Raw genomic sequence first — 26,225 nt, 5'->3', positions numbered from 1 at the left:
CCGACCCTGCACGCCTACCAGGAAGAACAGAACATCGACCTGCTGGTGATGGGGGCCTACGGCCATTCCCGTATTCGACATCTGCTGGTGGGCAGCACCACCACGGTCATGCTGCAGCGGGCCGAGGTTCCCGTATTGCTGCTGCGTTAGTCGACGAGCGTCAGGCGCCCCGGGCTTCCGGTGTGGCCAGTATCGGCTGGGCGATTCCCCAGCCGCCGGCCAGCAGGCACAGCATGCCGATCAGCACGCTGGTAAAGGAGGCGCCGAGGTCCAGGGCCACGCCGAGGATGGCGGGCGCGATGCCGGTGGAGAAGACCATGCAGGCGCTGAGCGTCGAGCGCAGCGTGCCCAGGTGCTCGGCGCCCCAGATGCGTACCAGTAGGCTGGTGGCAATGGACTCTTGGGCTCCCATGGCGAGTCCGCCGCCGACCATCAGCGCCCAGATGCCCGCGTCTCCCCCGTGCAGGATGGCGACCAGCAGTGCCGCCACATAGGGCAGAAGATAGAGCCGTGCCACCCTCGCCGGGCCCAGACGATCGACCCAGCGCCCGCCGAGCAGCGCACCGGGCAGCTTGGCGAGCCCCATGCCGGTCAGCGCCAGGGCGTAGACAGCCAGACTGCTGCCCAGATCCTCGGTCATGCGCGCCTGGTAGATGAACAGTCCCGTCATGGTGACCGGCAGAATCATCAGCAAGGGCAGCAGTTGCCAAAAACGCCGCTCACGAAAGGGGCGCGGGCCATCACGACGTCGAGTGCGGCTCGGGCGCTTGCCCGGGGCAGCTGGCCAGTTGCCGCGCCACAGCAGCGGGATCCACAGACCGGCCAACAGCAGGCAGAACAGCCACCACAGCTCGCGCCAGCCGAGCCACACCAGCAGGGCCGCCATCACCGGAGGCAGCACGGTCTCGCCGAGCATGATGCCCATCCCCACCAGCCCCAGGGCCCGGCCGCGCATGGTGGTGAACTCGCGCCCGGCCAGGGTATTGCCCAGGTGGGACATCATGCCCTGCCCGCATAGCCGCACCAGGCCGAGGCCGAGCAGCCCGAGGCCCCACCAGGGCGACAACGTCAGCAGCAGCACACCTAGCAGCAAGGCGGCGAAGACCGTCAGCGCGAACCGCCGTGGCGCTATCCAGTCGATACTGGGACCGAAGCGCAGCATGGCGAAGCCGGCAACCAGGGTGACCAGCGAATAGGCGGTGCCGAACTGGCCTGCGCTGAGCCCCAGGCGCTCGGAGATCGGCGCCTGGAAGAGGCCGACGAAGAAACTCTGGCCCAGGCTGGAAGAGAACATGGCCAGAAAGGCGATGGCCAGCAGGCCCCGATGCTCGCGGAGCAGGGTGCGGTACCCCATGACGTTCCTCCCTGAAACGACGCATGCGCTATCGAAGGTGAAATGGCACGATGAAAGATTCGTCCCCGAAGCCCCACAGGATATCATTCATACATCGAGAGGTTGGGCGCTATCCCGTCAGCGCCTGGAGGACATCATGAATCACCCCGAACTGGATATAGAGGCCGTCCAGGCACGGCTGCATGAACTGAGAGCCGATCTGCAGGCACAGAGCGAAGCCAGTCAGGACTCGCGCGATACCGTGATGCTGGATCAGACCTCGGTGGGGCGCCTGTCGCGTATGGATGCCCTGCAGGGCCAGGCCATGGCCAAGGCCGAAGAAGAGCGGCGGCAATTGGCCTTGCGGCGGATAACCGCTGCCTTCGCACGCATCGAACGCGGCGAATATGGCGAGTGCATCGAGTGCGGCGAGTGGATCGGCGCCAAGCGCCTGAACTGGGATCCGCTGGTATTGAAATGCATCGACTGTGCCGATTGAGCGGGTGATATGCGCTGCTTGTTCGTGCTTTTCCAAGCGCTGTCTGGAAAGTCGACGAGCGAAGGTTAGACAAGGCGAAAATCTGCGAAAACGCGGAGTTTACATGGAGTAAATGAGCATTTTGAGCTGATTTTCAACGTCGTATAGCCGAGCGTAGACACTTTCAGGCAGTGCTTAGGGTAATATGCCGCCTCGACCCACTTTATCCAGGAGAAACCTGAATGAGCATTCAACGCCACGACACCAAGGCACGCATGAGTCGCGCCGTCATCCACAACAGCGTCGCCTACCTGTGCGGCCAGGTAGCCGGTCCCGAGGCGCGCCATGGTGACATCACCGCCCAGACCGAAAGCATGCTGGCCCGCGTCGATGCCCTGCTCGCCGAGATCGGCTCCGACCGCGAGCACCTGCTCTCGGCCACCATCTATCTCAAGGATGGCGGCGACTTCGCCGCCATGAACGCCGTCTGGGACGCCTGGGTGCCTGAAGGCCACGCCCCGGCTCGCACCTGTGTCTGCGCGCCGATGCCCGCCGATGAGTTGAAGGTGGAGATTACCGTCACCGCCCTGGTAAAGGCCTAAGCATCCATCCCGGGCACGTCCAGTGGAGCTTCCTTCGGCCTGAAGCGTCGCGACAGCGCGTCCACGGCGATATTGAGAGCGGCGGTCACCAGCAGCAGGAAGCAGGCGATGTCGAACATCAGGTACTGGAAGTTCTCGTCGATGTAGTAGCCCAGGGTGGCCACGCCCAGCATGCCGAGTATCGCCGTTTCGCGCAGGATCACCTCGGCGCGGTAGTAGAGCAGTGCCAGCAGGCTCGGGTAGAGGCGCGGCAGTAGTTCGTAGGCCAGGCGCCCTGAGGCGGGCAGGTTGGCCATGCCGGGCGTCAGGCTGTCGGCATGACGTGCGATGAGAAAGGCGATCAGGGCGCCGTTGTGCAGGGCCAGTGCCAGCCAGGCCGGCAGCATCGAGGGGCCCAGCAGCAGCAGGAAGATGAACGCCAGCATCAGCTCCGGCGTGGAACGCAGCAGCACCAGTAGCCCCTTGCTCGCCAGCCGCGAGACGCGATTGCCGAAGTGGCGGCTGGCCCAGGGCCACATGACCAGTGCCACCAGCAGGCTGCCCACCGTCCCGAGCAGGCCGAGCAGCAGGGTGTTACCGATGGCCGGAGCCAGGTCGGGGATCCGCGTCAGCCAGGTGACGAGCCCAGGCCAGTCGCCTTCGAGCAGCGGGCGGGGCCAGATATCCTGGCTGACGAAGCGCCACAGTAAGGCGCCGTCCACCGACGGCCAGGGGCCGAGCAACAAGGCGCCACCGATGGCGAGCACCGGCAACAATCGCCGGTGGCTCCACCAAGGCAGACTGGCGATCAGTAGATAGAACAGCCAGAGCAGGGCGCCGGCCTCGTGGTAGCGGCCCTCGCGGAAGGCGGTCTCGAGCTGGAACCCCAGGGTCGGCAGGCCGACGAAGCCCAGCAGCACGCTGGCGCGCAGGCCGCACTCGAAGCGGTAGCGGGTATAGGCGGCCAGTCGTGGCCAGGCCAGCGGTAACTCGGTATAGGCGAAGCGGACGAGCCGACCGACCCCGGGAGGCAGGGCATCGCCGGGCGCCCGGGGTGTCTGTTCGAGAATCTCGGCATAGACCTTGGCGAAGATGCCGGCGTAGGGAATGGCCAGGGCGGCCAGGGCGGTGAGGGCCGAGAGCCCGAACACCTGCAGGAACAGCAAAGCCCAGAACAGCTCGTGAATGGCGCGCAGGAAGGCACAGCCGGCGCGCACCAGGCGCGACCGGGCGAATAGCAATGCCAGGGGAAAGCCGAGCACCACCCCGGCCAGTGTGCCCCAGAGGGCGACCGCGATGGTCAGGCCCAGGGCATGAAAGGGCGATTCCACGGCGCCCCAGGCCGGCCAGGCGAGCCCCTGGACCATGCGCGCGAGTTCCGTCCATGGTTCCCGGGTGATCACTGACAGGTCCGCCAGGGGCAGCAGGAGCAGCGCCAGTGCCACCAGCGTCAGGGTATGGCGGGCCAGGCGAGGCCCCAGGGCGTTGCCGGTGAGCCAGCGCGGACGAGCGGGCGGGGTGGCGCTCGAGCTCACACGCGCCCCCGGTAGCAGGGCAGCGGGCGCGTCGCCGGTGTCTCCTGTTGGTCGGAACGCACCGGCGTTTCGGCGTCGGGATAGAGTGCATCCAGATCGTCGAGGCTCAGTTCGTCGGCCGGCGCGTCGAGCACCAGACGGCCATCCCGCAGCCCCCAGACCCGGTCGAAATGGGACAGTGCCAGTTCGCGTTGATGCAGGGCGATGACGCAGGTGTCGTGCTGCGCATCGATCAATGAAAGCAGGCGAAGCGCCTGGTGAGGGTCGACGCTGGCCACCGGCTCGTCGCCGAGGAACAGGCGGCGTCGCTGGTAGAGAGCGCGGCCGATGGCGGTGCGCTGGCGCTGGCCGCCGGACAGCCGCCCCACCGGACGCCGCATCAGCTCGGCGATGCCAAGTTGCTCGCAGAGTTCGGCGATTTCTCGCCAGGGCTCGCGCAACGGGCGCACCAGGTTCCACAGGTTGGCGAGGGCCGAATGTTCGGCCAGACGCCCCATGTAGATGTTGTGATACACCGCCAGCCCCGGCACCAGGCCATGATGTTGCGGGCACCAGGCAACGTCATCGCCCAGCCGGGCGCGCAGCGCTGCCAGCAGCGTCGATTTGCCGGCGCCGCTGGGGCCGAGCAGGGCGACGCGCTCGCCAGGGCGCAGGGTCAGGCTCAGGCGCGGCAGCACCACCTGGTCGCCGTGGCCGAGGTCGATGCCTTCCAAGGCCAGGAGCGGGGCGTGACGTTCCGGCATGTCAGCGCAGCAGGCCGAGCGATTCCGCCACCTGCTCGATGGGCGCGTACATGTCGTTGTCCGCAGGGATGAAGGCCGAACGCGGGAAGCTCTCGAGCAGTTCGGGGTCGTCCATCGCCAGCAGGGCATCGCGAACCCGGTCGCCGAAGCCCTCGCCGAAACGCTCATCGGCATCGCCGCGCAGGGTCCACTGGTAGTCCGGGTAGCTGGGTGTCGACCAGATCACCTCGACCTTGTCGGTATCGACGCGCTCGTCCTCGACGGCGGCCTCCCAGACGGCGTAATTGACGGCGCCGAGCTCGTAGGTGCCGGACTCGACCAGGGCGATGGTGCGCGAATGGTCACCGGAAAAACCGACCCGCGAGAAGATCGCCTCGGGTGACTCCTCGAAGCGCTGGCGCAGGAAGTGTTCCGGCATCAGCCGGCCGGAGGTCGAGGTCTTGGAGCCGAAGGTGAAGCTCAGCTCATTGATGTCGCTCGGCAGCTCATCGGCGGGTTCCAGGCCGGTGGACCGGTGAGCGATGAAGTAGCTCTTGAATTCGGCATCTTCCCTGCCCTGGGCGAGCGCCCGAGAATCCGGCACCAGGCGGCGTGCCTGAACGCCGGAGAGGCCGCCGAACCAGGCCAGTTGCACCTGATCGTTGCGAAAGGCCGTGACCGCGGCGCCATAGGACTTCACCGGCACGTATTCCACCTCGACGTCCAGTTGCTCCTCGAGATAGTCGGCGACCTTCGAGAAGCGTTCGACCAGGCGTGACTGGTCCTCATCGGGAATGGCGGTGAAGCGGAAGGTCTCCTCGGCCTGCGCCCCTTGGGCGAGCAGGGCGAGGGCAGCGGCGGTGGCGGCGATCCAGCGCATCGGCGGTCTCCTGAAGGGAAAGAGGCCGCCATTGTTGTGGCTCGCCGGCAACTTGGCAAGCGCTCCTCAACGCGATACCGGGTAGCGCGTTTCCTTCAGGCTGTCCTTGATCTTCTTCAGGTGCGGCAGGAAGTCCTCGCCGCGTCGCAGGGTGACGCCGGTAGCCAGGACGTCGATCAGTGCCAGTTGGATCATGCGCGAGGTCATCGGCATGTAGTGGTCGGTATCTTCCGGGGCGCTGACCGCCAGGATCTCGGTGCATTGGTCGGCCAACGGCGAGTTAGGGTCGGTGATGCCCAGCACGATGGCGCCGTTTTCACGGGCCTGGGCGGCGATGTCGACCAGCTCGCGGGTGCGTCCCGTGTAGGAGAGCACGACCACGACATCGCCGGTATGGCAGGCGGCGGCTACCATGCGTTGCATCAGCACATCGATATAGGCCGAGACGGGAATATTGAAGCGGAAGAATTTGTGCTGGGCATCCTGGGCCACGGCCCCGGAGGCACCGAGGCCGAAGAAGTGCAATTGCTTGGCCTGGGTGAGGTAGTCGACGACGCGTTCGACTCGCGCCGAATCGGTCTCGCGCCGGGCCAGGTCGAGGGCAGCGATGGTGGCGCCGAAGATCTTGCTGGTGTAGCCCTCGGCGCTATCGCCGGGTTCCACCGCCTGGCTGACATAGGGCGTTCCGCCGGCGAGGCTCTGTGCCAGCTTGATCTTGAAGTCGGGATAGCCCTTGGCATCGAAACTGCGGCAGAACCGGTTGACCGTGGGCTCGCTGACCGAGGCGGCATGCGCCAGACTGGCGATGCTCATGCTGGTGGCGGCGCCGGGATCGGCGAGGATGACGTCGGCGACCTTGCGCTCGGAGCGGTTGAGCTCATCGAGGCGACGGCGGATGCGGTCCAGCAGATCGTGACTGACCATGGGCAGGGGAGTCTCCATGATGGCGGGCCGATGCCTGGACTGGCGGCACTTCCCAGGTGGTGATTTAACTACATTCTGGTCGGTATCCTAGCGCGGGAGTGCCGGAGGAGGCCATAGTGGGGCACTGAATGAGCGATGAGCGCTTTGTCTTTAGTAGTAATTTTACAGAATATTTTTGGTGACTGGCGCTCGTTTGCGCTAGTATTTTGCTAAGTTAACCAGATGGGGGCGGACATGAGTCAAGACACGCGGTCCCGGTCGGCGCGGTCTTCCGACGCTGCCGGAACGGAAGTCGATTTCGTGCTGTTCGGTGCGCTGGGCGATCTGTCGCAGCGCAAGCTGTACCCCGCGCTATATCATCTCGAGCGGGAAAACCTGCTGGCCACGAGCACCCGGCTGCTTGGCGTGGCACGCCAGGAGGAGAACCTCGATAGCTTCAAGTCCCGCGTGGAGTCGGCACTCAAGCAGTACGTCCCCAGCGAGGAGTTGGATCGTGCATCGCTCAAGCGCTTCCTGGACCGGCTCGACTATCGCTGCCTGGATGCCACCCAGCCTGAAGGTTACGCGGGAATTCGCGAATGGCGTCAGGATGCCGGCGAACGTCCCATGGCCATCTACCTGGCGGTAGGCGCCAGCCTGTATGGCGATATCTGCCGTCACCTCCAGGACAGCGGCAGCCTCGATGAGCGCAGTCGCGTGGTGGTCGAGAAGCCCATCGGCTATGACTTGACGTCCTCCGCCGAGATCAATGACGCCATCGGCGCAGTCTTCCCCGAGTCCCGCATCTATCGCATCGATCATTACCTGGGCAAGGAAACTGTCCAGAACCTGATCGCACTGCGTTTTGCCAATCCGTTGTTCGGTACTCAGTGGAACCAGAACCACATTTCCCATGTTGAGATCACTGTGGCCGAGAAGGTCGGCATCGAAGGGCGCTGGGGCTACTTCGACCAGGCCGGCCAACTGCGCGACATGGTGCAGAACCACCTGTTGCAGTTGATCTGCCTCATCGCCATGGACCCGCCCGCCAACCTCGATGCCGATGCCATTCGCGACGAGAAGGTCAAGGTACTCAAGGCGCTCAAGCCGTTCACCGACGACATGCTGGGGCGCGATGTGGTGCGTGGCCAGTATATCGCCGGCACCAGCGATGGTGTCAGCGTGCCGGGCTATCTCGAGGAGGCCGATGCCAATACCGAGAGCCATACCGAGACCTTCGTGGCGATGAAGACCGAGGTGTCCAACTGGCGCTGGGCCGGCGTGCCCTTCTACCTGCGCACCGGCAAGCGCATGCCCGAGAAGCTCTCGCAGATTGTCATTCACTTCCGCCAGCAGCCGCACTATATCTTCGACCCCGACCAGCGCGCCCTGGCTTCCAACAAGCTGGTGATTCGCCTGCAACCGGACGAGGGGATCGCCCTTCAGGTGCTGACCAAGGACAGCGGGCTGGACAAGGGCATGCGGCTGCGTCCCGGGCCGCTGCACCTGGATTTCAACAGCGCCTTCGCCAAGACGCGGATTCCCGATGCCTACGAGCGTCTTCTGTTGGAGGTGATGAAGGGACAGCAATATCTGTTCGTGCGTCGCGACGAGGTCGAGCATGCCTGGCACTGGTGCGACAGCCTGATCAATGCTTGGCGGAATCGAGACGAGATGCCTCGGCGTTACCCCGCCGGTTCCTGGGGGCCCGTGGCCTCGATCGCCATGATCACCCAGGATGGCCGTAGCTGGTATGAGGATTACTGACATGACACTCGAGCAGGCTCCACGCGAACGACTCTCGCGCCAACTCGCCGAAGCCGTGGGCGAGGCCTTGAGGTCTGACCTGGCGGAGCGGGAAAGCGTGCTCCTGGTGATATCCGGCGGCTCGACCCCGGTGCCTTTCCTGCGCGCCCTGGCGGACATGCCGCTGCCCTGGTCGCGCGTCGAGGTGACTCTGGCCGATGAGCGTTGGGTGTCGGAGAGCGATGACGACAGCAATGCACGGCTGGTACGCGAGCACCTTCTGCAGGGCGAAGCGAGTCAAGCGCGTTTCGTGCCCCTGACCAGCGACGCTGCCACACCCGAGCAAGGTGTGGCCGAGGTGGCCGAACGCATCAGCGGCCTGGCCTGGCCGGCCAGTGCCGTGGTGTTGGGCATGGGCGGCGACGGCCATACCGCCTCGCTGTTTCCTGACAGCCGCGAGCTGGACCTGGCGCTGTCCACCGACGAGCCGGTGGTGGCGGTGCGCACGCCCAGCCAGCCGCAGCCCCGCATCAGCCTGAGTGCCGACAGGTTGCACCAGGCATACCGACACTTTCTGCACATCACTGGTGAGGCAAAGCGCGACGTGCTGGGCAAGGCGCTCGCCGGCGATGACACCCGGGCGCTGCCGATCCGTGCCTTTCTAGCCAGCCCGCTGGGTATCTACTGGGCCCCTTGAATCATCCCGTCACCGGCCCCGCATCACGGAGAATTACATGACCATCGACAAGCAACTGCCATCCACGCGGACCACCGAACTCGACAGCATCTGCCTCAAGGCCGAGGTGATTCCGGTGCTGGCCATCCGCCGTGTGGAAGATGCCGTGCCGCTGGCGAAGGCACTGGTCGAAGGGGGACTGAGCGTACTCGAGGTTACCCTGCGCACCGACTGCGCTCTGGAAGCCACGCAACGTATCAAGGAGGCGCTTCCCCAGGCCAGCGTTGGCATCGGGACCGTGCTGACGCCCGCCCAGTATCGTCAGGCCGAGCAGGTCGGTGCCGATTTCGTGGTGACGCCGGGGACCACCGAGGCGCTGTATCGCCATGGCGTGAGCAGCCCGGTGCCGATGCTGCCCGGCGTGGCCACCGTGTCCGAACTGATGATCGGCTGGCAGTTCGGCTATCGCCGCTTCAAGTTCTTCCCGGCTGAAGCCAGTGGCGGCGTCAAGGCGCTCAAGGCCTTTGCCGGGCCGATTCCCGAGGCGCGTTTCTGCCCCACCGGTGGCATCACCCTGGACAACGCCGATGATTACCTGGCGCTCAACAACGTGATGTGCGTGGGGGGGTCCTGGCTGACGCCGGCTCCGCTGGTCGAAGCCGAGGACTGGAACAGTATTCGCGAACTGGCCAAGGAAGCGGCGCAACGTTTTCACCACTGAACCGCGATGATGCGGATCGTGGTTTCATGATCTCTCTCGACAGCCTGGCGCTGTCTCTTTCTCGCCGGCCCACAGGGCCGGCTTTTTTTGTTTGGCGTTACGGTTTCCTGCTTCCTGCTTCCTGCTTCCTGCTTCCTGCTTGGCACTACGCTGTCACAGGCATCGCCTGGTCAATTCATGTCGTCGCGGGTGGGCAGGGCCGCGTAGGCACCGGGGCGTGTCACCGCATGGGCGCCGCAGCGGCAGGCTAGCTCAAGGGCGCGGTTGAGGAAGTCGGTGTCGTATTGCCAACCATCCGCTTGCCAGTCGTGCTCGGCCAGAGCGGCGAGCAGGCCTCCGATGAAGGCGTCGCCGCCGGCGGTGGTATCCACGGCTTCCACCTTCGGCGGTGTCATGGATGTCATGCCCTGGGCGGTGTAGGCGGCTACCGGCCCTGGGCCATCCGTGACCACGATCAGGCGTACCCCGGCGGCCAGGCGTTGGGCGAGCCAGTCATCCTCGGGGTGATCGGCACGCAGGTAAGCGAGCTCATCGCTGGAGAGCTTGAGCAGGTCGGCGCTATCCAGTAGCTGAGTGACCAGGCTGATGTCCGCCGTGCCGCTTGCCCAGAGGTTGTGGCGCAGGTTGGCGTCGACGCTGACCAGGCAGCTGGCGCGGCGGGCCATGTCGGCCATGGCCAGGGTGGTGTCGGCGATGTCCGGTTCGGTCAGGCTGTTGCTGCACAGGTGGAGCAGGGCTGGCTCGCTGAATACACCGGCGGGCAGGTGGTCGAGGCGATACAACAGGTCGGCAGCGGGTGGGCGATAGAAGTCGAAGGTGCGCTCGCCATGAGCATCGCGCGAGACGAAGGCCAGTGCCGTGCGCGCCTCGCGGGTACGCCGTATGCCGGAGACGTCGACGCCGTGGGTGGCCAGCTCGTCGGCCAGGAAGTCGCCGAAGTAGTCCTCGCCGAGCATGCCGAGAAACTGGCTCGGCAAGCCGAGCCGCGCGCAGGCCACGGCGACGTTGGCCGGGGCGCCGCCGGCGTAGGGCGTGAAGGTTTCCGGTCCCGCTTGGGTGTCGCCCAATCGACTGGAGAGCATGTCGACCAGGGCCTCGCCGAAGGCGATCAGTCGGTGCATCGGGTGTATCCCTCTTGGCTTGTGATTGTTGGGTATTGACGTTCAGGCGACCTCATGGCCCCGAGCAGTCTCGAGAAGGGCGTACCAGGTTGGGCGATCCAGAACCTGGTCGGCATCGTCGAGTAGTTGGGCGATGCGTTGCTCGCGCAGGCTCCCGATGACTGGCAAGGGCTGGCCGGGCAGGGCGCGCAGCCAGGCCAGGGCGAGCCCGGCCGGTGATGCATTGCACTCCGTGGCCAGTGTCTCGAGTTGCTTGCCGATCGGGCCCGACAGGCAGGCTCCACCGCCCAGCGGCGACCAGGCCATGGGGCGTTGGCCATCGCCGATCACAGCATCGTAAAGACCGTCGAACAGGGGCGCGTTGTGCGTCAGCGAGAGCTGGAATTGATGCACTTGCAGCGGGCGTCGCATGGCGGCCTGGAGGCGTCGCCAGGCCTCGGGGAGGAAATTGGAGACGCCTGCGGCACCGATCTTGCCGGCGTCGATGGCCTCGTCCAGAGCCCTGGCGGTGGCCTCCGACGCCATCCATGGGTCGGGGCGATGCAGCAGGAAGTGATCGATCCGCTCGACGCCCAGGCGCCCGAGGGCGGCGTCAATGGCCGCCGTGATGTGGGCCGGCGAACTGTCGTAGTGCTTGATGCCGAAGCGCAAGGCGTCTCGTTCGGGCGTGACGATGCCGGTCTTGGTCACTACTCGAAGACGTGCGGCAAGGCCGGGGCGGACGCGCAGGGCATCGCCGAACAGCATCTCACAGCGGCGATCGCCATAGATGTCAGCGTGATCGAACCAGTGGAGTCCCTGATCCAGGCGTGCTTCTATCCAGTCGGCGAGTGCCGCTGGACGCTGCAGCCCAGGCGCCTCGAGCAGGTTCATCATGCCCAGGGCGAAAGGGGAGTCGAAAGTGCCGAGGGTCGACATGCTCAGCTCGCTCGCGACAGCGTCGTGCCCAGCAGGTGATGGGCGCCGGGCACCAGCCACACCGGGTCGAGCCGGGTATTGGCCGATTCGACGCACAGGAAACGCCGCGCGGCGGCCAGTGAGGTGTCGTCGGGTGGTGCATCGCCGGGATTCCACACCACCACGGAGTCGCTGCCCTGGCGGGCGATGCGCAGGCGTCGGTGGCCGTCGTCGAGCACGGTCTCTTCGTTGCTGTGATAGATGCGGTCGATGCCGCTGCGCACGCCGAGCTCGCCTTGCTGTTCGCTCTCGGAGAAGTCCTGGAGCTTGTCGAGATAGCGGGCGCCCCTCAGACCTTCGACGCGACAGGCGAAGGCGTCGTTCACAGCGAGATAACTGTGCAGGGCGCCGGTGATCTTCACCGGGGTCTCGCCGGTATGCTCGGTGATCAGTTCGACGTGCAGGCGCTGGGCGTTGGCCTGGATCACCGCGCGGGGCACGAGTTGGGTGTGCAGGCGCTCGAGCGGGCTGAGGTGCAGCTCCACGCCTTCCTCGTGCTCGTCCACGGCATCGAGGCGCCAGTCAGCCTTGCGCGCCGGGCCGTGCATGGGACCCGAGCGGTCGGGAGATTCGTCGGCGGTGTGTTCATCGGCGAACCAGGGCCAGCACAGCGGGATACCGCCGCGGATCGCGCCGGGCAGTTCCTGGGGCGTGGGCGTTACCCACAACCAGCCACCGGCCGCCATGCCTTCCGGCGTTTCGGCCGGTAGCGCGTTTTCGCTTGCCGCGGCTTCGGGTGCTGGTAAAGAGCCTTCAGCTTGCGCGGCTTCGGGCGCTGGTAAAGAGCCTTCAGCTTGCGCGGCTTCGGGCGCTGGTAGATAGTGCAGCACCTGGGCCCCCTGGAGCGACACGACGAGTTCGCCCCAGGCTTCGTTGGCCAACCAGATTTCGCGGCCGGCCCATTCGGCGCGACGTTGGCCTTGGGTGGCATCCAGCAGGGCGCGCAGCGTTTTGGGAATCATGTGACCTCCTCGAGGGTCATTCGACCTCTGGATTGTGCAGAGCCTCGGCGGCGCCCAGCAGGCCCGTCCAGGGGGCGGTGACCACATGCACCGGGATCTCCGCGGTGTAGTCGCTCATCCGGCCCTTGTTGGCGAAGGCCTCCAGGAAGAGGCTCTCCGGCAGCCAGTCCAGCAGGCGGGGCAGTATTCCACCGCACAGGTAGACACCACCACGTGCGCCCATGGTGAGCGCGGCGTCGCCGCTGACGTCGCCGAGGATCTTCAGGAAACGCAGCAGGGTATCACGTGCCACCGGGTCACCGCTGCCGGCTGCTTCCGTGACCTCGGCGGGCTTCTGGTAGCGCGGGTGGGTACCCTTCAGCGAGCAATGGGCGGTATACAGATCCGCCAGCCCCTGGCCGCAGAGCAGGCGTTCCACCGAGATGCGGCCATAGCGGTTGCGGAAGTGGCGCAGCAGGTTCTGCTCGCGCTCGTCGGTGGGGGCAAAGGTCACGTGCCCGCCTTCGGTGGGCAGCGGGATCCAGGCGTGGCGGCCGGGGAAGACCCCGGCCACGCCGAGGCCGGTGCCAGGGCCGATCACCAGGCGCGTGGCGTGCGGGGCTGTCGTGCCTTCCTGCAGGCTGACCAGTTCGTCGTCGGCGACGTGGGGTACGCCGAGGGCCTGGGCCATGAAGTCATTAATGACCTTGAACAGGTCGAGGCCCAGTGCCTCGCGCACGGCCGTCTTGGTGAAGTCCCAGTGGTTGTTGGTCATCACCACGCGTTCGTCATGCACCGGGCAGGCGAAGGCCAGGCAGGCCTCGCGAGGGGCCTGGTCGCCGGTGGCGCCGACGCGGGTCAGGTAATCGCGAGCTGCCTCGACGATGCCGGGATAGTCGGCACAGGGCAGGCTATGGATGTCGTGGGGCGCGAAGGCGCCCGGCGTCACCAACGCGAAACGGGCGTTGGTGCCGCCGATATCACCGATAAGCGCGGGTCGGGTCATGGTGAACTCGTATCGTCAAGCAGTCGCATGAGCGGGGCCTGGTGCCGCCGCTCTTCACAAGGTCCGCCGATAAGCGCGGGTCGGGTCATGGTGAACTCGTATCGTCAAGCAGTCGCACGAGCGGGGCCTGGTGCCGCCGCGCTTCACAAGATCCGCCGATCAGAGCGGGTCGGGTCATGGGGCGTCTCAGGCGTCTTCGTCGTGGATCTGTCCTTGTTGCCGGGCCAGGTCGTCGGCCTCGAAGCCGCCGAAGACCCCAGCGCCCTCTTCGCCGCGCATGGCCAGGTGGCGGAAGCCGGAGAACAGCTCGCGACCGAGCCCCACATGGTAGTGGTCAAGCTCGGCGACGTGCTTCTCGCGATCGGCCCAGGTGTGGGCGTCGACCTTGGCTTCCAGTGTGCCGGCGTTGGTATCCAGGCGCACGATGTCGCCGTCGCGTAGCTTGGCGAGCGGGCCGCCGTCCAGTGCTTCGGGACTCATGTGAATGGCCGCCGGCACCTTGCCGGAGGCACCGGACATGCGTCCGTCGGTGACGAGCGCCACCTTGTAGCCGCGGTCCTGCAGCACGCCCAGGTAGGGCGTCAGCTTGTGCAGCTCGGGCATGCCGTTGGCCTTGGGCCCCTGGAAGCGCACCACGGCGATGACGTCGCGGTCCAGCTCGCCGGCCTCGAAGGCCGCCTTGAGTTCGTTCTGGTCCTCGAAGATCTTGACCGGCGCTTCCACGAGGCGATGCTCTTCGTCGACCGCCGAGACCTTGATCACGCCGCGCCCCAGGTTGCCGTCGAGCACGGTGAGGCCGCCAGTGGGGGTGAAGGGATTGGCAACCGGGCGCAGGACGTCTTCATCCAGGCTCTGCTCCGGGCCTTCGCGCCAGATCAGCTTGCCGTCTTCGAGGAAGGGTTCCTGGGTGTAGGCGGTCATGTCGGTGCCGAACACCGAGGGGATGTCGGTGTGGATCAGGCCGGCGCCGATCAGCTCGCGGAACAGGTAGCTCATGCCACCGGCGGCCTGAAAGTGGTTGATGTCGGCCTGGCCGTTGGGATAGACCTTCATCAGGCTGGGCGTCACCGCCGAGAGGTCGGTGAAATCTTCCCAGGTCAGGGTGAGGCCCGCCGCCGCGGCCATGGCCACCAGGTGCAGGGTATGATTGGTGGAGCCGCCGGAAGCCAGCAGGCCGACCACGGCGTTGACGATGGCGCGCTCGTCGATCTGCCGGTAGAAGGGGCGATAGTCACCGCCGGGTTCGGTGTTGCGGATCGCCTGTTCGGTGGCGAAGCGGGTCAGCGCCTCGCGCATTTCGGTGCCCGGATTGACGAAGGAGGTGCCCGGCAGGTGCAGCCCCATCATCTCCATCATCAACTGGTTGGAGTTGGCGGTGCCGTAGAAGGTGCAGGTGCCGGGGCTGTGATAGGACTCGGACTCCGCCTCCAGCAGGTCTTCGCGGCTCGCCTTGCCCTCGGCGAACAGCTGGCGGATGCGCGCCTTCTCCTTATTGGGCAGGCCGCTGGGCATGGGGCCGGCGGGCACGAACATCGCCGGCAGGTGGCCGAAGCGTGCCGCGGCGATGAACAGTCCCGGGACGATCTTGTCGCACACGCCCAGATACAGGGCAGCGTCGAACATGTTGTGAGACAAGCCGACGGCGGTGGCCATGGCGATGACGTCGCGGGAGAACAGCGACAGCTCCATGCCCGGCTGGCCCTGGGTCACGCCGTCGCACATGGCCGGGACGCCGCCGGCGAACTGAGCGGTGGAGCCCATCGCGCGGGCGGCGGACTTGATTGTCTCGGGGAAGGTCTCCAGCGGCTGATGGGCGGAGAGCATGTCGTTGTAGGCGGAGATGATGCCCAGGTTGGCACTGTTCAGCATCTTCAGCGAATTCTTGTCCTCGGTGCCGCAGGCGGCGAAGCCGTGGGCCAGGTTGCCGCAGGAGAGCTCGGCACGGTGCACGCCGCGGCGGTGCTGGTCATCCATGCGCCGCTCGTAGAGGGCGCGGCGCTCACTCGAGCGCTCACGGATACGCTCGGTTACCTGCTGGATGGTGGCGTTGAGGGGCGTGGGGGCTTGGGCCATGGAACACCTCTGCAGCGTTATAAGAGGATGGTTAAGAATTTTGGTAAATTTAACAAAAATCCTACCAGTTACTCGGCCATGATAGGGCCTTTGGGGTGAATTTTGTAATTATTTTACCCAAAAGGATGAGGCGTTGAGCCCTTTCCTCAGTGGTCGGTGGCTGACGCCCGGGTCGTCGCATCGTCGCGGGGTGCGCGAGGTGGCGAGAGTCGGGTAGGGCTACGCACAATGTAGGCGTTGCGTTGGTTGCTTGTCAGCCGGCTCGCCCATCGGTATGGAGATACGATGACTCGATTACGCCTTGGAATGCCGTCGCCCATCGGGGCGATCTCACCGGCGTCCTGGAATGCCCTGGTCGGCGATGACTATCCATTCCTGCGCCATGAGTTCCTGTCTGCCCTCGAGGATACCGGGGCCGTGGCCGCCGATACCGGCTGGGTGCCGCGTCATTTGACCTTATGGCACGGGGATGAGTTGGTCGGTGCCCTGCCGCATTATCTCAAGTATCACTCCTTCGGCGAGTATGTTTTCGACTGGGCCTGGGCCGATGCCTGGGAGCGTGCCGGGGGACGTTACTATCCCAAGGCGCTCAGCGCCATTCCCTTCACGCCAGCGCCGGGGCCTCGTCTGCTGCTGGCCGAGGACGTCGATCCGCAGCAGGCGCGTCGCTTGCTGGCCGAGTCCTGGGAGGCGGGGGAGGTCTCGAGCTGGCACCTACTGTTCGCCGAGCAGGCCGAGGTCGATGCCTGGCGACAGGCGTGTCCCGAGTTGATTCCCCGTCATGGTGTCCAGTTCCAGTGGCGGGATCGCGGATTCGGCGACTTCGATGGCTTCCTGGCGACCCTGACCTCCAAGCGGCGCAAGGCCATTCGGCGGGAACGTCGGCGCATCGCCGAACAGGGGCTGACCCTGCATCGTCTCCAGGGAGACGAGATCGGTGACGAGGATCTCGCGCACTTCTTTCGCTGCTATCAGCTTACCTACCTGGAACGCGGGCAGCGTGGTTATCTCGATGAGAGTTTCTTCGAGCGTTTGCACCGCGACCTGCCTGAATCCTTGTTGCTGATCCAGGCTCGCCTGGCGGGGCGCCCGGTGGCGGCGGCACTGTGCTTGCAGGGGGCCCGGACGCTTTACGGACGCTACTGGGGCAGCGAGGTGATGGCCGATGGCCTGCATTTCGAAGCGTGCTATTACCAGGGCATCGAGCATTGCCTGGCGACGGGGCTGACCCTGTTCGATCCCGGTACCCAGGGTGAACACAAGCTGACGCGAGGGTTCGCGCCGCGCCGCCTGACATCGCTGCACCATATCGTGGACCCGCGTCTGCGCGATGGTGTGGCGCGCTTCTGCGATGAGGAAAGCTCTCACGTGGCGGCTTACCATGATGCCGCCGCGCGGGCACTGCCGTTTAAAATTTAAACAATGGTGACTGCGGTACAAGGGCTAGTATGAACATGAGTTTGCTCCGCATGGGTGGCAAGTGCGTTCCACGTGGTCTAGAAAACCAGTGACATGTCACTTGGCCACGACGATACGTGGTGAATCGCCGCACGTCGTGGCGGTCGAGACGCTGAGCCACAAGGCGGGCAAACGATAAATAACAATAAGTCAGGACCTGTACGGCGGGTTTATCGCGTCGCAATGTGACAATTTTCACGCAATGGCATTGGCGAAGTGCATTCCTGACGCTCTACGAGGCATATCCGACAGCGAGTGGAAGTGCCTCATGATTCGCCCGGCTCGCGGGGAGGGGTGATCGATGGAGTCTCCAGCAAGTGTGAGGCTGTTTTGCAGGGACAGTGGCGGGGATGCGTCACTTGGCGATACATTGCGACAACGAGGCTGGCAGGTACGCAACGGCAGTATTTTCGAGTCATCCGGTTCCTGTTGCTGTCATGAACATGTCGCGGAGAACGAAGTAGGGCTCGTTGCGCTCGATGCCCTGTCATCCGATGAGCTGCGGCGGCTCGAGGCCTCGATGATCAAGAGCCGTTGCCCATGGGTCGGCCTGGTGGACGAGTCGGGATTGGCCGATGGCGATACGCGCCGGCTGATCATTAATCTTTGCCTGGGTTATGCGATGCAGCCCGTGGATGCCGACCGGATCGATGGGTTGTTATGGATGGCGACCGACCTGATGCGCCTGCAACGCCGGGAAAGCGAGTCTCAGCAGCAGGCTGCGACCGAGGCGGGGGCGGATTCGGGCGAGTATGAAATGGTCGGCACCACGCCGGCCATGTGGCAGTTGTTCAAGACGATTCGCAAGATTGCGGCAGTGGATGCTTCCGTCTGCATTCATGGCGAGTCGGGTACCGGCAAGGAACTGACCGCCCAGGCGATTCACGAACGTTCTCCCAGGGCGGCCGGGCCCTTCCATGCGATCAACTGCGGGGCTTTGCCCGATAACCTGATTCAATCCGAGCTGTTCGGCCACGAGAAGGGGGCCTTCACAGGAGCCGGACAACGCAAGATCGGGCGTATCGAGGCCGCGAGTGGAGGCACGCTGTTTCTCGACGAGATCGGCGACTTGCCTCTGGAACTCCAGGTCAACCTGCTGCGCTTTCTCGAGACGCGACGCTTGCAACGTGTCGGCGGACTGAACGAGATCAGCGTGGATGTGCGGATTCTTGCTGCTACCCATGTCGATCTCGCCAAGGCCGTCGACGATGGGCGCTTTCGTGAAGATCTTTACCACCGACTCAATGTCCTGCAGATCACGGTGCCTGCATTGCGGGAGCATCCCGAAGATATCGAGATTCTGGCCAACTTCTTCTTCAAGCGTTTTGCTGGCGACAAGCCGGCATGCCTGAAAGGCTTTTCCAGAGAGTCGCTCGCCGTGATGCAGCAATACGCCTGGCCGGGCAATGTCCGTGAACTGATCAATCGGGTGAGACGCGCCATGGTGATGTGCGAAGGGCGACTGATTCAGCCCGAGGACCTGGGCATCGAGCGCCGCCGTATCCATCGTCATGTGCTGACGCTGGAGCAAGCGAGAGAGCGTGCCGAGCGCGATTCCCTGCTGGCAGCCCTGGCGCGCAACAAGTATCGAATTCATCCCGCCGCCGACGAACTCGGTGTGTCGCGCGTCACGATGTATCGATTGCTCAACAAGCATGGTATTCCCCGCTCACCGGGGGAATCGGCAAGTGGACTCGGGACGTCAACCTCCCCGGCACACCCGTAGTCCATACCGGGCATTCGCCGCTTCTCACGTCAAATCCCCATCCTCCGATCACGTCTGATGCCCGCCACTTCTCCGGCGGGCGTCGTGTGTTGTGTTCCGCGCTGCTGTTTCGTACCCGCCATTGTTTCAGCCCCCTAACACTTATCGTAATGCGTTGATTCAACAAGGCATTGATAAGAGTTCCCCGGTCCAGGGCGACATCTCGAGCCTGGAATGTTTCACGGGGTTAACACTTTCTCGCCGCATGCTCGCTGCATGGTTTTTATAACCCTTTGTAAATAAAGAAAAAACAGGGTTGGCATGCTCCTTGCTTTATTCAATGGGAAACGATGCTGGCCCCTGGCTGATGCGAGGACACCACCATGACTCATCGAGTTCGCAAGACGTGCTGGCTATGGCGGTATGCCGTCCTCGCGGGGCTGGGCTTGGCATCGAGCGCTGCGGCCGAACAGCGTGGCCCGGAAGTACCCGAGGTATTCGAGCGGTCGGCGTCCGTGCAACAGGTGGCGCTGACGAACGAAGCACTCGATGGGATCCAGGGGCGCTATACGCCGGAATGGCAAGTGCGGCGCGCGGGGCAGGTCATCCTCTGGGACGAACGTCCCGGACACGATGCGGGAGGCGTCGATCGTGGCGGGCAGGCACAACTGATGGAAGGCGCCGGCAACCTGCAACGTAACCACACCATGAGTCAACGAGACAACAACAGGTGAACGACATGACAACGCAGGGGATGGCAACAAATAGCACCGTCAGTGTCGTGAGGGGGCGAATCGTGCTGGGGGCAGTCGGCATGGTCGCGGCAATGCTGGTGGGCATGGGAGTCGAGGAGGCCCAGGGGCAGCAGAATCTGCGCCCCGGGGTCCGGCCTGGCGAGGTGATCATCCTGCGCGAGGTCGAGCCGGCGGCCTTTGGCCAGTCGGACCGTGTCGGCGGGCCGATCAGGGCCCGGGCGGATCTGCGCCGCAATACCGAGCTCAATGAGACGGTTACGCATGAGACGCAACGCCAGCTTTCCGGCGTCAGGGCCGTGGCCTTGACTGATGCACGGGCGGCGGGGATCAGCAGTGGCAATAGCCTGGGAATGCCCCAGTTGCATCGGGCCCTGGGGACGGATGTATCGGGGCGCTCGAACGCCGCTCAGGTCAGGTCCGGGCAGGCTGCGGGTAGCCTTGGTGGCGGCTCGGCAGGTGGTGGCGTGGTCGGTATTACCTCGGGTCTTGCCGGCACCATCAAAGGCGCGCTGTCGCCTCTCACAGGGGAGCGCTGATCATGCTGCGACCCATCGCGACACCTCAACCGATGGCCGGGCTTCCCAAGGCTCGAGTTCTCGTGCGGCACACACTCTTCGCCACTTGCCTGGGACTGCTGATGGCGGGTTTCGATACAGCCAGTGCCCAGGACATCGGGCTACGCAACAGCACGATTCTGCAAGGCGACGCCCTGAGTCATATCAGCGGCGTGGCGAATACCAACATGGCAGCCGGGGAGGGAAATCGGCAAGCCAACAGCGGCGCTTTATCCATCGGGAGAGCGTCCAGCACGTCCGGTCAACTGGTTCAGCAGGCGCGTATCGACGACAGCCTGACCAGCCTGCAGGACAACGTGCAGATACAGGACAAGGCCTTCCGTCAGGCGAGCGGCTGGATGTCGATCAATCAGGCGGCGGGCCAAGGAAATGTGCAGAGCAATGCATTCGGCATGGCTCTGGGCATCAACGTCAGCAGCCTGGATGACAGGAACCTGCAACGGGTGCTGGCAAGTCAGCAGGGGCTGAACGGTGGCGGTGATGATTCCGCCGAGGATACCAGTCGCAGGGTCGAGATAGAAAACACGACCTTCGGTGGTGCCCGCGGAGTGATTCAGGTCAACCAGTCAGCTGGTACGGGGAACGCTACACGCAACAGTTTTCGCATGAACATGGCGCTGGGGCAGTAGCGTAAATCAAGAAGCAAAAATGCATCACCAATGGCTCATTCAGGAGAAGGACCATGAAAACATTCCAAAAAGCTCCGCTCGCTCTGGCTGTCGCCGCACTGATGGCCGCTCCCGCAGCCTTCGCCGACGGGAACCGGGGCAATAATGACTTCGACACCGACAGCTATATCGACTCCAAGTTCGATAACAACATCGACGTCGAGCTCAACCATGACAGCGATACCTACAAGGACTTCAAGGTCGATGTCCGGGTACGGACCAGTGACCCCAACTATGCCGGTGCCACCGTGGACAGCAAGCAGCTGATCAATGGCAACGGTGTCGATAATACCGTCTCCACCAACAACGCCGACCTGGATGGCAGTGCCCTGCGCAATGCCGCCGGTAATATCGGCGTCAACGTGGCGGCGGGCGACAACAACCAGCAAGCCAATGATGCGGCACTTGCCGCTTCGGATGCGGCTCGGGTGTTCGGTCAGGCTGCTGCCTTTTCGGCTCAGTCCAGCTCGAACAACGTGACCATCAACAGTGGCAGCCCGAACAATGCTCGCATGGGTGATAGTGCACTGCGTGGCGCCAGCGGCAACATTGGGGTGAACGTTGCCGCCGGTGTCGGCAATGGCCAGCAGAACAGCCTGGCGGCTGCGGTCAATACCTCCAGCGGCTCGGCCGATGCCACGACCGGTGGGGTACAGACCACCTATGGCAACTACACCGCCAATAGTGGCCATACCGAGACCTTCACCAATACCACTGACGTCACTGTGTCCGGCGTGATGGTGGGCGGCTATGCCGGTGTCGGTCGCGGTCGCGAGTCCGGTACTTACGATGGCTCCTATACCGGTCAGTCCGACCAGATTGGCAACCTGTATCCCGATACCTGGAATGGTACCGACAACGGTGATGGCGGCGTGCATACCTCGGGCAATGCCACCGGACACATCGATATCGATTCCGCTGCCCAAGGTGCTCAGGATCTCAACAACGATGGCGGCGCCTTCGCCTTCAACGAGGATGGCACTACAGAAGGGGAATATCGTGGCCGGCTGGCCTTCCGTGAAGCGGGCCTGATGGCCATGGGCGGTACGCTCTCCGGTAGCGTCACGGCGACCAATACCGTGTACGTGGCCAATGAGAACAACGCCGAACTGACCGGCAATGCCCTGCGCGGCGCGGTCGGCAACATCGGCGTCAACGTTGCCGCCGGTACCAACAACCTGCAACGCAACTCCCTGTCCATTGCTTCGTCCGCCGCAGGTGGCGGGGCAGGTGGCGGTGGCGGCGAAATGTAATACGGCCGTCGCTGCATGACCTCTAGCGAGATGTCATGACAGTTCAACACTCCCGGCCCGCGATGCGGGTCGGGAGACTCTATTCTTCGCCGGGTGGCACTGGCCCTCCGACGATGCAGTACCGGGAGCGCACCATGAATTTCAAGCGCATGAGCTTCAAGCGTTTGCGGCTATTCACGGCGATGGTGACGGGCATCTTTATCAGTGTGGCATCTGACAACATGGCGTTGGCGGCCAGCATGAGCCTGGGCAATGTCCTGTCCGACACCATGGTGCGAAAGGATGTGCAATCCATACGCGAGAGGCGCTACGAGGATCTGGTCGAACAGCATACCGATTTTTCCTGCGGGGCCGCGGCCTTGGCCACGGTGCTCAAATATGCCTATGGGCGGACGGAAATTACCGAGAATGATGTCCTGGCGGGCATGCTCGAAGTATCCGATCCCGAAGTCGTGCGTCAGCGCGGCTTTTCTTTGCTTGACCTGAAGCGCTATGTGGAAACGAACGGATACCGAGGGCGTGGCTACGAGGTCGCTCCCGATACGCTGGATGAGATATCGATTCCGGTGATCGTGTTGCTCGACCTGGAAGGCTACAAGCATTTCGTGGTGATGAAGAAGGCCCGGGGGGATCGCATCTACGTCGGTGATCCGGCGCTGGGCAATCGCATGATGTCGCGCGACGACTTCATGGCTGCATGGAATAACATCATCTTTGCCGTGGTGGGGGAAGGTTATGACCGTTATACGGTTCTGCTCGATCCGCGTCAGCCATTGACCGCGCATCGTCTGCAGGACGTCTTCTCTCCAGCACCGCGAGACCAACTGATCGATTTTGGTTTTCGGCACGCCGAGCTTTTCTGAGCTTCGGGCTCGTCGGTTTGGTATGCCACTCAAGGGGATACGGTCATGATCGGCAAATATAAAAGGGGCACAAATACCTGGCGTATTTTAGCGTTCTCCACGCCGCTGCTGTTGGCGATGTCGCAAGAGGGCATACCTTCGGCCCAGGCGGCCACCTCGAGCTTCGAGCCGTTCTCCGAGGCCCGGCAACTCAGCGATGATGAATTGAGCACCATGCGAGGACGCTTCGTAGATCGGGGGAGGCTCATGTACTTCGGGGTGCAGATGTCGAGTGAATGGCGAACGGCAGCCGGTGAGCATATCCGGGCCAGAGCGGGGGTGATGGGCGATCTCAGTGGTGGCACGCCACGTGTGTCGTTCGAGCCGGTCATTTCGGTGATCGACGGTCCCGCTCTGGCGGCCACGATGGGCAATGGCGCCGTCGTGATCGATGGGGGAACCCCCAATGCCAGGGGGGTCGTGCAGTCGATCCAGGCCGGAGGGGATTTCAACACGGCGGCCAACGAGTTGCAGGTCGATATTCTGGATGCCGCCGGCACTTCCGTGCCGACAGGGGCGGCGGGCGTTTCCCGCGTCGAGCGGCGCTTGGCCTCGGGGACGCGCGTCGCGGTCAATGCGTCGGGCAATGACTTCAGTGTCGACATGAAGGTGCCTGGCATCGGCCATGTGTCGCAGGCCGTCCTGCCAGGGCAGGGGCTGCATCAGCGTATCCAGCTTTCCAGCAACCTGCAGCGCGTGCACAACCTGACACGTCTACAGCTTTATATGAACAATAGACCGGGGATGGAGCGATCGGTGGGGGTCAGAGGTGCCATGAGGATGGCTTCGCAATTGCGTCGTTGAAGACACCGTAAAAGAGGCGGGCGAACAAATTTTCCAGGGACTACTAGGCTGATTCAGGAAGGCATGCCCCGACATCCGGTGGGGTGCTCGAATAGTATGCCTGGGATCATATTCCGAGGGGGAAGGAGGGTGATCGTGAATAATAATATGTCAGCCCAGGAAGCAAGGGTGAAATGGAGCCTGGTCGCCATCGGCATTGCGGGTCTCTCGGCCACACCGGCCGTGGCGCAGGAAAGTGACGGTGGGATCGTGAGAGAGGCGCGACCCAGCAAGAGCGTTGAAGATGTCTTACGTGAGGAACACACTCTGTTCGATAATCGGTTCTCCATCGAACCGAGTATCAATTACTCCTATTCCGATCGTTCCAAACTTGCACTGAGGGGCTTTCTCGCCCTGGATGCGATCTTTTTGGGAGAGTTGAACCTGGACGGGGTGGAAACGCATATCACCACCTTCGATCTCAACATGCGCTATGGCTTCTCCAACCGTCTGGAGTTGGGGGTGACGGTACCTTTCGTGTATCGCAGTACGACCTATCAGTCCATCGGCGATGATCTTTCCACGGAGCGGGAAAGCGAAGTGAATGTCGATGAGGCGGCATTGGGGGATATTTCGGCGATATTATCCTATCGCTTGTTGCCGGAAACCTCGACACGTCCCGATGTCGTGATCAGTGCCGGGGTTCGTGCACCGACCGGCAAGGATCCTTACGGCATCGGCCTGCGCGAGGACGACAATACGAACTTGGTAGTGCCGACCGAACTGCCTACCGGTAATGGCGTCTGGGCGGCGACAACCAGTATATCGCTACTCAAGACGCTGGATCCGGCCATCGTCTTCGGTAGCCTGGGATATACCTACAATTTCGAGGAATCCTTCGACGATATTTCGGCATCCTCGGGCGATCAACCCGGCGATGTCGACCTGGGCGACAGTATTCAGGTCGGTTTCGGTACGGCCTTCGCGCTCAATGAGCGACTCAGCCTGGCACTTTCCTACTCCCATGAGCATATTCGCAAATCCGAAATCACTTCCAATGGCAGTACCAGCAAGGTCATCGACAGTGACGCCAACGTTGGTGTCTTCAATATTGGCGGTACCTATGCATTGAACGACTCGACTTCCATCGTGACCAATCTGGGCATCGGCCTGACCGATGACGCGTCCGACATCAGCCTGACCTTCCGAATGCCCTTCCAGCTATGACGCTATGACAGTCAGGCCATGATATTCGGTCTGTGATAGACGAGACGTGGCGCTTTGAAACGTGATGTCACTATGGCGATCAGGGCATGCCCTGGTCGCCGTCTTGTGCCTGGTGAGGCAAGAGCACCGTTTCGTGGATGAGGCCGGCGGGGGAAGATGGCATAATGCCGCCATCGCAAACTGCTGACGGAATTCTCGCATGCTCAAGTGGTTGGCCGTCGTGCTTGTGGCACTCCTGGTGCTGTTGCAGTATCGCCTGTGGCTGGGCGAGGGCAGTGTGCGCGAGCTCGCCGACGTGGGGCAGCGCGTGGAGAACCTGGAAACCGAAAATGCGCCCTTGCGAGCGCGCAACGAGCGCCTGGCCGCCGAGGTCGTGGATCTCAAGACCGGCCTGGATGCCATCGAGGAGCGCGCGCGTAACGAAGTGGGGATGGTGCGCAGCGACGAACAGTTCTTCTGGGTGCCCGATGCGGGAGATGGGGAGGCGGCTCCGTGATGCCGACACCGTGGTTGGTGGTACCCGCCGCGGGATGCGGTCGTCGCATGGGCGCCGATCGGCCTAAACAGTATCTGACGCTGGGAGGGAGAACCGTCCTGGCGCATACCCTGTCACGCCTGCATGCCGCCTTTCCCGAAGCTCGCCTGTGTCTCTGCCTGGATGCCGAGGATGACCATTTCGACCCCGCCTGGGTGCCATTCAGCGATTGGCGCCGGGTTGACGGTGGCGCGGAACGTGTCGACTCAGTGGTGAATGCCCTGGAGGCCATCGTTGCCGAGGGCGCCGACGAGCAGGCGCTCGTGCTGGTGCATGACGTGGCACGCCCCTGCGTGGATGTCTCTGACCTGGCGCGGCTGTTCGCCGTGGTGAGCGACGATCCTGTCGGAGGCCTGCTGGCCGCGCCGGTGGCCGACACCATGAAGCGCGATGATGGCGCCGGCCAGGTGGCGAGTACCGAGGATCGCGCCGGCCTGTGGCATGCCCTGACGCCCCAGGGATTTCGCCTGGGTGTGCTGCGTCGTGCCCTGGCACGCGCCCATGCCGATGGCGTGGTCGTGACCGACGAGGCGTCGGCGGTGGAAGCCCTGGGGCTGTCGCCGCGACTGGTCCCCGGGCGCCGCGACAATCTCAAGATCACCCATCCCGAAGACCTTGCCCTGGCTGGGCAGATCCTGGCCGCCCAGGCGTCGGGTGTGGTTCCAACCGGCCATGAGGAGTGCCGCTGACA

Annotated in this window: 27 protein-coding genes; 17 read left to right on the top strand and 10 right to left on the bottom strand. The window is 63.9% G+C overall.

The genetic code is table 11. The features are described 5' to 3' along the window. Positions 1-150 (top strand): universal stress protein (locus FZZ93_RS17295; protein ID WP_149323542.1); only part of this gene is annotated, 150 nt, incomplete at its 5' end. Positions 151-160: 10 nt separating this feature from the next. Here the strand turns inward: FZZ93_RS17295 and FZZ93_RS17290 are convergent. After that, positions 161-1,354, bottom strand: coding sequence for an MFS transporter (locus tag FZZ93_RS17290; RefSeq protein WP_149323541.1), 1,194 nt, complete (start codon positions 1,352-1,354; stop codon positions 161-163). 136 nt (positions 1,355-1,490) lie between these two features. Between FZZ93_RS17290 and FZZ93_RS17285 the strand changes: the two genes are divergently transcribed. Next, entirely contained in the window at positions 1,491-1,832 is a 342-nt protein-coding gene (locus FZZ93_RS17285; RefSeq protein WP_149323540.1) for a TraR/DksA family transcriptional regulator, read from the top strand. A gap of 221 nt (positions 1,833-2,053) precedes the next feature. Then, complete coding sequence (locus FZZ93_RS17280; protein WP_149323539.1) at positions 2,054-2,413, top strand: RidA family protein; 360 nt, start codon at positions 2,054-2,056, stop codon at positions 2,411-2,413. On the opposite strand, the gene FZZ93_RS17275 is transcribed toward FZZ93_RS17280, so the two are convergent. The 4 genes from FZZ93_RS17275 to FZZ93_RS17260 all read right to left on the bottom strand — a co-directional run bounded on the left by FZZ93_RS17275 (position 2,410) and on the right by FZZ93_RS17260 (position 6,453). Continuing rightward, entirely contained in the window at positions 2,410-3,927 is a 1,518-nt protein-coding gene (locus FZZ93_RS17275) for a PhnE/PtxC family ABC transporter permease (RefSeq protein ID WP_187774566.1), read from the bottom strand. The two genes, FZZ93_RS17280 and FZZ93_RS17275, sit on opposite strands and share 4 nt — an antisense overlap. Further along, positions 3,924-4,670, bottom strand: a complete 747-nt coding sequence (locus tag FZZ93_RS17270; RefSeq protein ID WP_149323538.1) for an ATP-binding cassette domain-containing protein — start codon at positions 4,668-4,670, stop codon at positions 3,924-3,926. The genes FZZ93_RS17275 and FZZ93_RS17270 overlap by 4 nt, the downstream gene beginning before the upstream one ends. A gap of 1 nt (position 4,671) precedes the next feature. Next, entirely contained in the window at positions 4,672-5,529 is an 858-nt protein-coding gene (locus FZZ93_RS17265; protein WP_149323537.1) for a putative selenate ABC transporter substrate-binding protein, read from the bottom strand. 66 nt (positions 5,530-5,595) lie between these two features. Next, on the bottom strand, positions 5,596-6,453 hold the full coding sequence (locus FZZ93_RS17260; protein WP_149323536.1) for a MurR/RpiR family transcriptional regulator: 858 nt from the start codon (positions 6,451-6,453) through the stop codon (positions 5,596-5,598). Positions 6,454-6,687: 234 nt separating this feature from the next. On the opposite strand from FZZ93_RS17260, the gene zwf reads away from it, so the two are divergent. The 3 genes from zwf to FZZ93_RS17245 are packed head-to-tail and all read left to right on the top strand — an operon-like array spanning position 6,688 to position 9,575. Next, the gene (gene zwf, locus FZZ93_RS17255; protein ID WP_149323535.1) at positions 6,688-8,199 is read left to right on the top strand and encodes a glucose-6-phosphate dehydrogenase; all 1,512 of its coding nucleotides are present in this window, start codon (positions 6,688-6,690) and stop codon (positions 8,197-8,199) included. Between the two features lies 1 nt (position 8,200). Further along, positions 8,201-8,875 carry a 6-phosphogluconolactonase gene (gene pgl / locus FZZ93_RS17250; RefSeq protein ID WP_149323534.1) on the top strand — a complete coding sequence of 225 codons (675 nt, stop codon included), beginning with the start codon at positions 8,201-8,203 and terminating at the stop codon, positions 8,873-8,875. A 37-nt stretch (positions 8,876-8,912) separates the two neighbouring features. Beyond that, positions 8,913-9,575, top strand: a complete 663-nt coding sequence (locus FZZ93_RS17245) for a bifunctional 4-hydroxy-2-oxoglutarate aldolase/2-dehydro-3-deoxy-phosphogluconate aldolase (RefSeq protein ID WP_149323533.1) — start codon at positions 8,913-8,915, stop codon at positions 9,573-9,575. 170 nt (positions 9,576-9,745) lie between these two features. Here FZZ93_RS17245 and FZZ93_RS17240 read toward each other — a convergent pair whose 3' ends face one another. From FZZ93_RS17240 to edd, 5 genes are all read right to left on the bottom strand, one after another. Continuing rightward, a complete protein-coding gene (locus FZZ93_RS17240; protein WP_149323532.1) occupies positions 9,746-10,696 on the bottom strand; it encodes a carbohydrate kinase family protein in 951 nt (316 codons plus the stop codon). A gap of 42 nt (positions 10,697-10,738) precedes the next feature. After that, on the bottom strand, positions 10,739-11,614 hold the full coding sequence (locus tag FZZ93_RS17235; protein WP_149323531.1) for an aldo/keto reductase: 876 nt from the start codon (positions 11,612-11,614) through the stop codon (positions 10,739-10,741). A gap of 2 nt (positions 11,615-11,616) precedes the next feature. Beyond that, positions 11,617-12,615: an aldose epimerase family protein gene (locus FZZ93_RS17230; RefSeq protein WP_149323530.1), complete on the bottom strand. Its 999-nt coding sequence runs from the start codon at positions 12,613-12,615 to the stop codon at positions 11,617-11,619. Positions 12,616-12,631: 16 nt separating this feature from the next. After that, a complete protein-coding gene (glk, locus tag FZZ93_RS17225) occupies positions 12,632-13,600 on the bottom strand; it encodes a glucokinase (RefSeq protein WP_149323529.1) in 969 nt (322 codons plus the stop codon). Between the two features lie 186 nt (positions 13,601-13,786). Further along, positions 13,787-15,673: a phosphogluconate dehydratase gene (gene edd, locus FZZ93_RS17220; RefSeq protein WP_149323528.1), complete on the bottom strand. Its 1,887-nt coding sequence runs from the start codon at positions 15,671-15,673 to the stop codon at positions 13,787-13,789. Between the two features lie 285 nt (positions 15,674-15,958). Between edd and FZZ93_RS17215 the strand changes: the two genes are divergently transcribed. The 11 genes from FZZ93_RS17215 (at position 15,959) to ispD (ending at position 26,223) form a co-directional block, all read left to right on the top strand. Further along, on the top strand, positions 15,959-17,092 hold the full coding sequence (locus FZZ93_RS17215) for a GNAT family N-acetyltransferase (RefSeq protein WP_149323527.1): 1,134 nt from the start codon (positions 15,959-15,961) through the stop codon (positions 17,090-17,092). 340 nt (positions 17,093-17,432) lie between these two features. Beyond that, positions 17,433-18,857, top strand: coding sequence for a sigma-54 dependent transcriptional regulator (locus FZZ93_RS17210; RefSeq protein ID WP_149323526.1), 1,425 nt, complete (start codon positions 17,433-17,435; stop codon positions 18,855-18,857). 362 nt (positions 18,858-19,219) lie between these two features. Continuing rightward, a complete protein-coding gene (locus FZZ93_RS17205; RefSeq protein ID WP_149323525.1) occupies positions 19,220-19,570 on the top strand; it encodes a hypothetical protein in 351 nt (116 codons plus the stop codon). A 5-nt stretch (positions 19,571-19,575) separates the two neighbouring features. Further along, complete coding sequence (locus FZZ93_RS17200; RefSeq protein WP_149323524.1) at positions 19,576-20,127, top strand: hypothetical protein; 552 nt, start codon at positions 19,576-19,578, stop codon at positions 20,125-20,127. Between the two features lie 2 nt (positions 20,128-20,129). Then, complete coding sequence (locus FZZ93_RS17195; RefSeq protein ID WP_149323523.1) at positions 20,130-20,795, top strand: hypothetical protein; 666 nt, start codon at positions 20,130-20,132, stop codon at positions 20,793-20,795. A 53-nt stretch (positions 20,796-20,848) separates the two neighbouring features. Continuing rightward, positions 20,849-22,087 (top strand): hypothetical protein, encoded by a 1,239-nt coding sequence (locus FZZ93_RS17190; protein ID WP_149323522.1) that lies wholly within the window; start codon positions 20,849-20,851, stop codon positions 22,085-22,087. A 182-nt stretch (positions 22,088-22,269) separates the two neighbouring features. Continuing rightward, positions 22,270-22,950, top strand: a complete 681-nt coding sequence (locus tag FZZ93_RS17185; RefSeq protein WP_246146277.1) for a C39 family peptidase — start codon at positions 22,270-22,272, stop codon at positions 22,948-22,950. A 45-nt stretch (positions 22,951-22,995) separates the two neighbouring features. Then, complete coding sequence (locus FZZ93_RS17180; RefSeq protein WP_149323520.1) at positions 22,996-23,793, top strand: hypothetical protein; 798 nt, start codon at positions 22,996-22,998, stop codon at positions 23,791-23,793. 135 nt (positions 23,794-23,928) lie between these two features. Then, positions 23,929-24,999 (top strand): transporter, encoded by a 1,071-nt coding sequence (locus tag FZZ93_RS17175; RefSeq protein ID WP_246146275.1) that lies wholly within the window; start codon positions 23,929-23,931, stop codon positions 24,997-24,999. Between the two features lie 199 nt (positions 25,000-25,198). Beyond that, positions 25,199-25,495: a cell division protein FtsB gene (ftsB, locus tag FZZ93_RS17170; protein WP_149323519.1), complete on the top strand. Its 297-nt coding sequence runs from the start codon at positions 25,199-25,201 to the stop codon at positions 25,493-25,495. Continuing rightward, entirely contained in the window at positions 25,495-26,223 is a 729-nt protein-coding gene (ispD, locus tag FZZ93_RS17165; protein ID WP_149323544.1) for a 2-C-methyl-D-erythritol 4-phosphate cytidylyltransferase, read from the top strand. Before ftsB ends, ispD begins: the two co-directional genes overlap by 1 nt. The last annotated feature ends 2 nt before the right edge of the window (positions 26,224-26,225 follow it).

The organism is Halomonas eurihalina, from assembly GCF_008274785.1.
Taxonomy (GTDB): Bacteria; Pseudomonadota; Gammaproteobacteria; order Pseudomonadales; family Halomonadaceae; genus Halomonas; species Halomonas eurihalina.
This window is presented reverse-complemented; position numbering and strand designations above follow the sequence as displayed.

Coding starts and splice junctions, on each gene's coding strand:
- FZZ93_RS17290 (WP_149323541.1), bottom strand. CDS start 1,354: ATGGGGTACCGCACCCTGCTCCGCGAGCATCGGGGCCTGCTGGCCATC.
- FZZ93_RS17285 (WP_149323540.1), top strand. CDS start 1,491: ATGAATCACCCCGAACTGGATATAGAGGCCGTCCAGGCACGGCTGCAT.
- FZZ93_RS17280 (WP_149323539.1), top strand. CDS start 2,054: ATGAGCATTCAACGCCACGACACCAAGGCACGCATGAGTCGCGCCGTC.
- FZZ93_RS17270 (WP_149323538.1), bottom strand. CDS start 4,670: ATGCCGGAACGTCACGCCCCGCTCCTGGCCTTGGAAGGCATCGACCTC.
- FZZ93_RS17265 (WP_149323537.1), bottom strand. CDS start 5,529: ATGCGCTGGATCGCCGCCACCGCCGCTGCCCTCGCCCTGCTCGCCCAA.
- FZZ93_RS17260 (WP_149323536.1), bottom strand. CDS start 6,453: ATGGTCAGTCACGATCTGCTGGACCGCATCCGCCGTCGCCTCGATGAG.
- zwf (WP_149323535.1), top strand. CDS start 6,688: ATGAGTCAAGACACGCGGTCCCGGTCGGCGCGGTCTTCCGACGCTGCC.
- pgl (WP_149323534.1), top strand. CDS start 8,201: ATGACACTCGAGCAGGCTCCACGCGAACGACTCTCGCGCCAACTCGCC.
- FZZ93_RS17245 (WP_149323533.1), top strand. CDS start 8,913: ATGACCATCGACAAGCAACTGCCATCCACGCGGACCACCGAACTCGAC.
- FZZ93_RS17240 (WP_149323532.1), bottom strand. CDS start 10,696: ATGCACCGACTGATCGCCTTCGGCGAGGCCCTGGTCGACATGCTCTCC.
- FZZ93_RS17235 (WP_149323531.1), bottom strand. CDS start 11,614: ATGTCGACCCTCGGCACTTTCGACTCCCCTTTCGCCCTGGGCATGATG.
- FZZ93_RS17230 (WP_149323530.1), bottom strand. CDS start 12,615: ATGATTCCCAAAACGCTGCGCGCCCTGCTGGATGCCACCCAAGGCCAA.
- glk (WP_149323529.1), bottom strand. CDS start 13,600: ATGACCCGACCCGCGCTTATCGGTGATATCGGCGGCACCAACGCCCGT.
- edd (WP_149323528.1), bottom strand. CDS start 15,673: ATGGCCCAAGCCCCCACGCCCCTCAACGCCACCATCCAGCAGGTAACC.
- FZZ93_RS17215 (WP_149323527.1), top strand. CDS start 15,959: ATGACTCGATTACGCCTTGGAATGCCGTCGCCCATCGGGGCGATCTCA.
- FZZ93_RS17210 (WP_149323526.1), top strand. CDS start 17,433: ATGGAGTCTCCAGCAAGTGTGAGGCTGTTTTGCAGGGACAGTGGCGGG.
- FZZ93_RS17205 (WP_149323525.1), top strand. CDS start 19,220: ATGACTCATCGAGTTCGCAAGACGTGCTGGCTATGGCGGTATGCCGTC.
- FZZ93_RS17200 (WP_149323524.1), top strand. CDS start 19,576: ATGACAACGCAGGGGATGGCAACAAATAGCACCGTCAGTGTCGTGAGG.
- FZZ93_RS17195 (WP_149323523.1), top strand. CDS start 20,130: ATGCTGCGACCCATCGCGACACCTCAACCGATGGCCGGGCTTCCCAAG.
- FZZ93_RS17190 (WP_149323522.1), top strand. CDS start 20,849: ATGAAAACATTCCAAAAAGCTCCGCTCGCTCTGGCTGTCGCCGCACTG.
- FZZ93_RS17185 (WP_246146277.1), top strand. CDS start 22,270: ATGGTGACGGGCATCTTTATCAGTGTGGCATCTGACAACATGGCGTTG.
- FZZ93_RS17180 (WP_149323520.1), top strand. CDS start 22,996: ATGATCGGCAAATATAAAAGGGGCACAAATACCTGGCGTATTTTAGCG.
- ftsB (WP_149323519.1), top strand. CDS start 25,199: ATGCTCAAGTGGTTGGCCGTCGTGCTTGTGGCACTCCTGGTGCTGTTG.
- ispD (WP_149323544.1), top strand. CDS start 25,495: ATGCCGACACCGTGGTTGGTGGTACCCGCCGCGGGATGCGGTCGTCGC.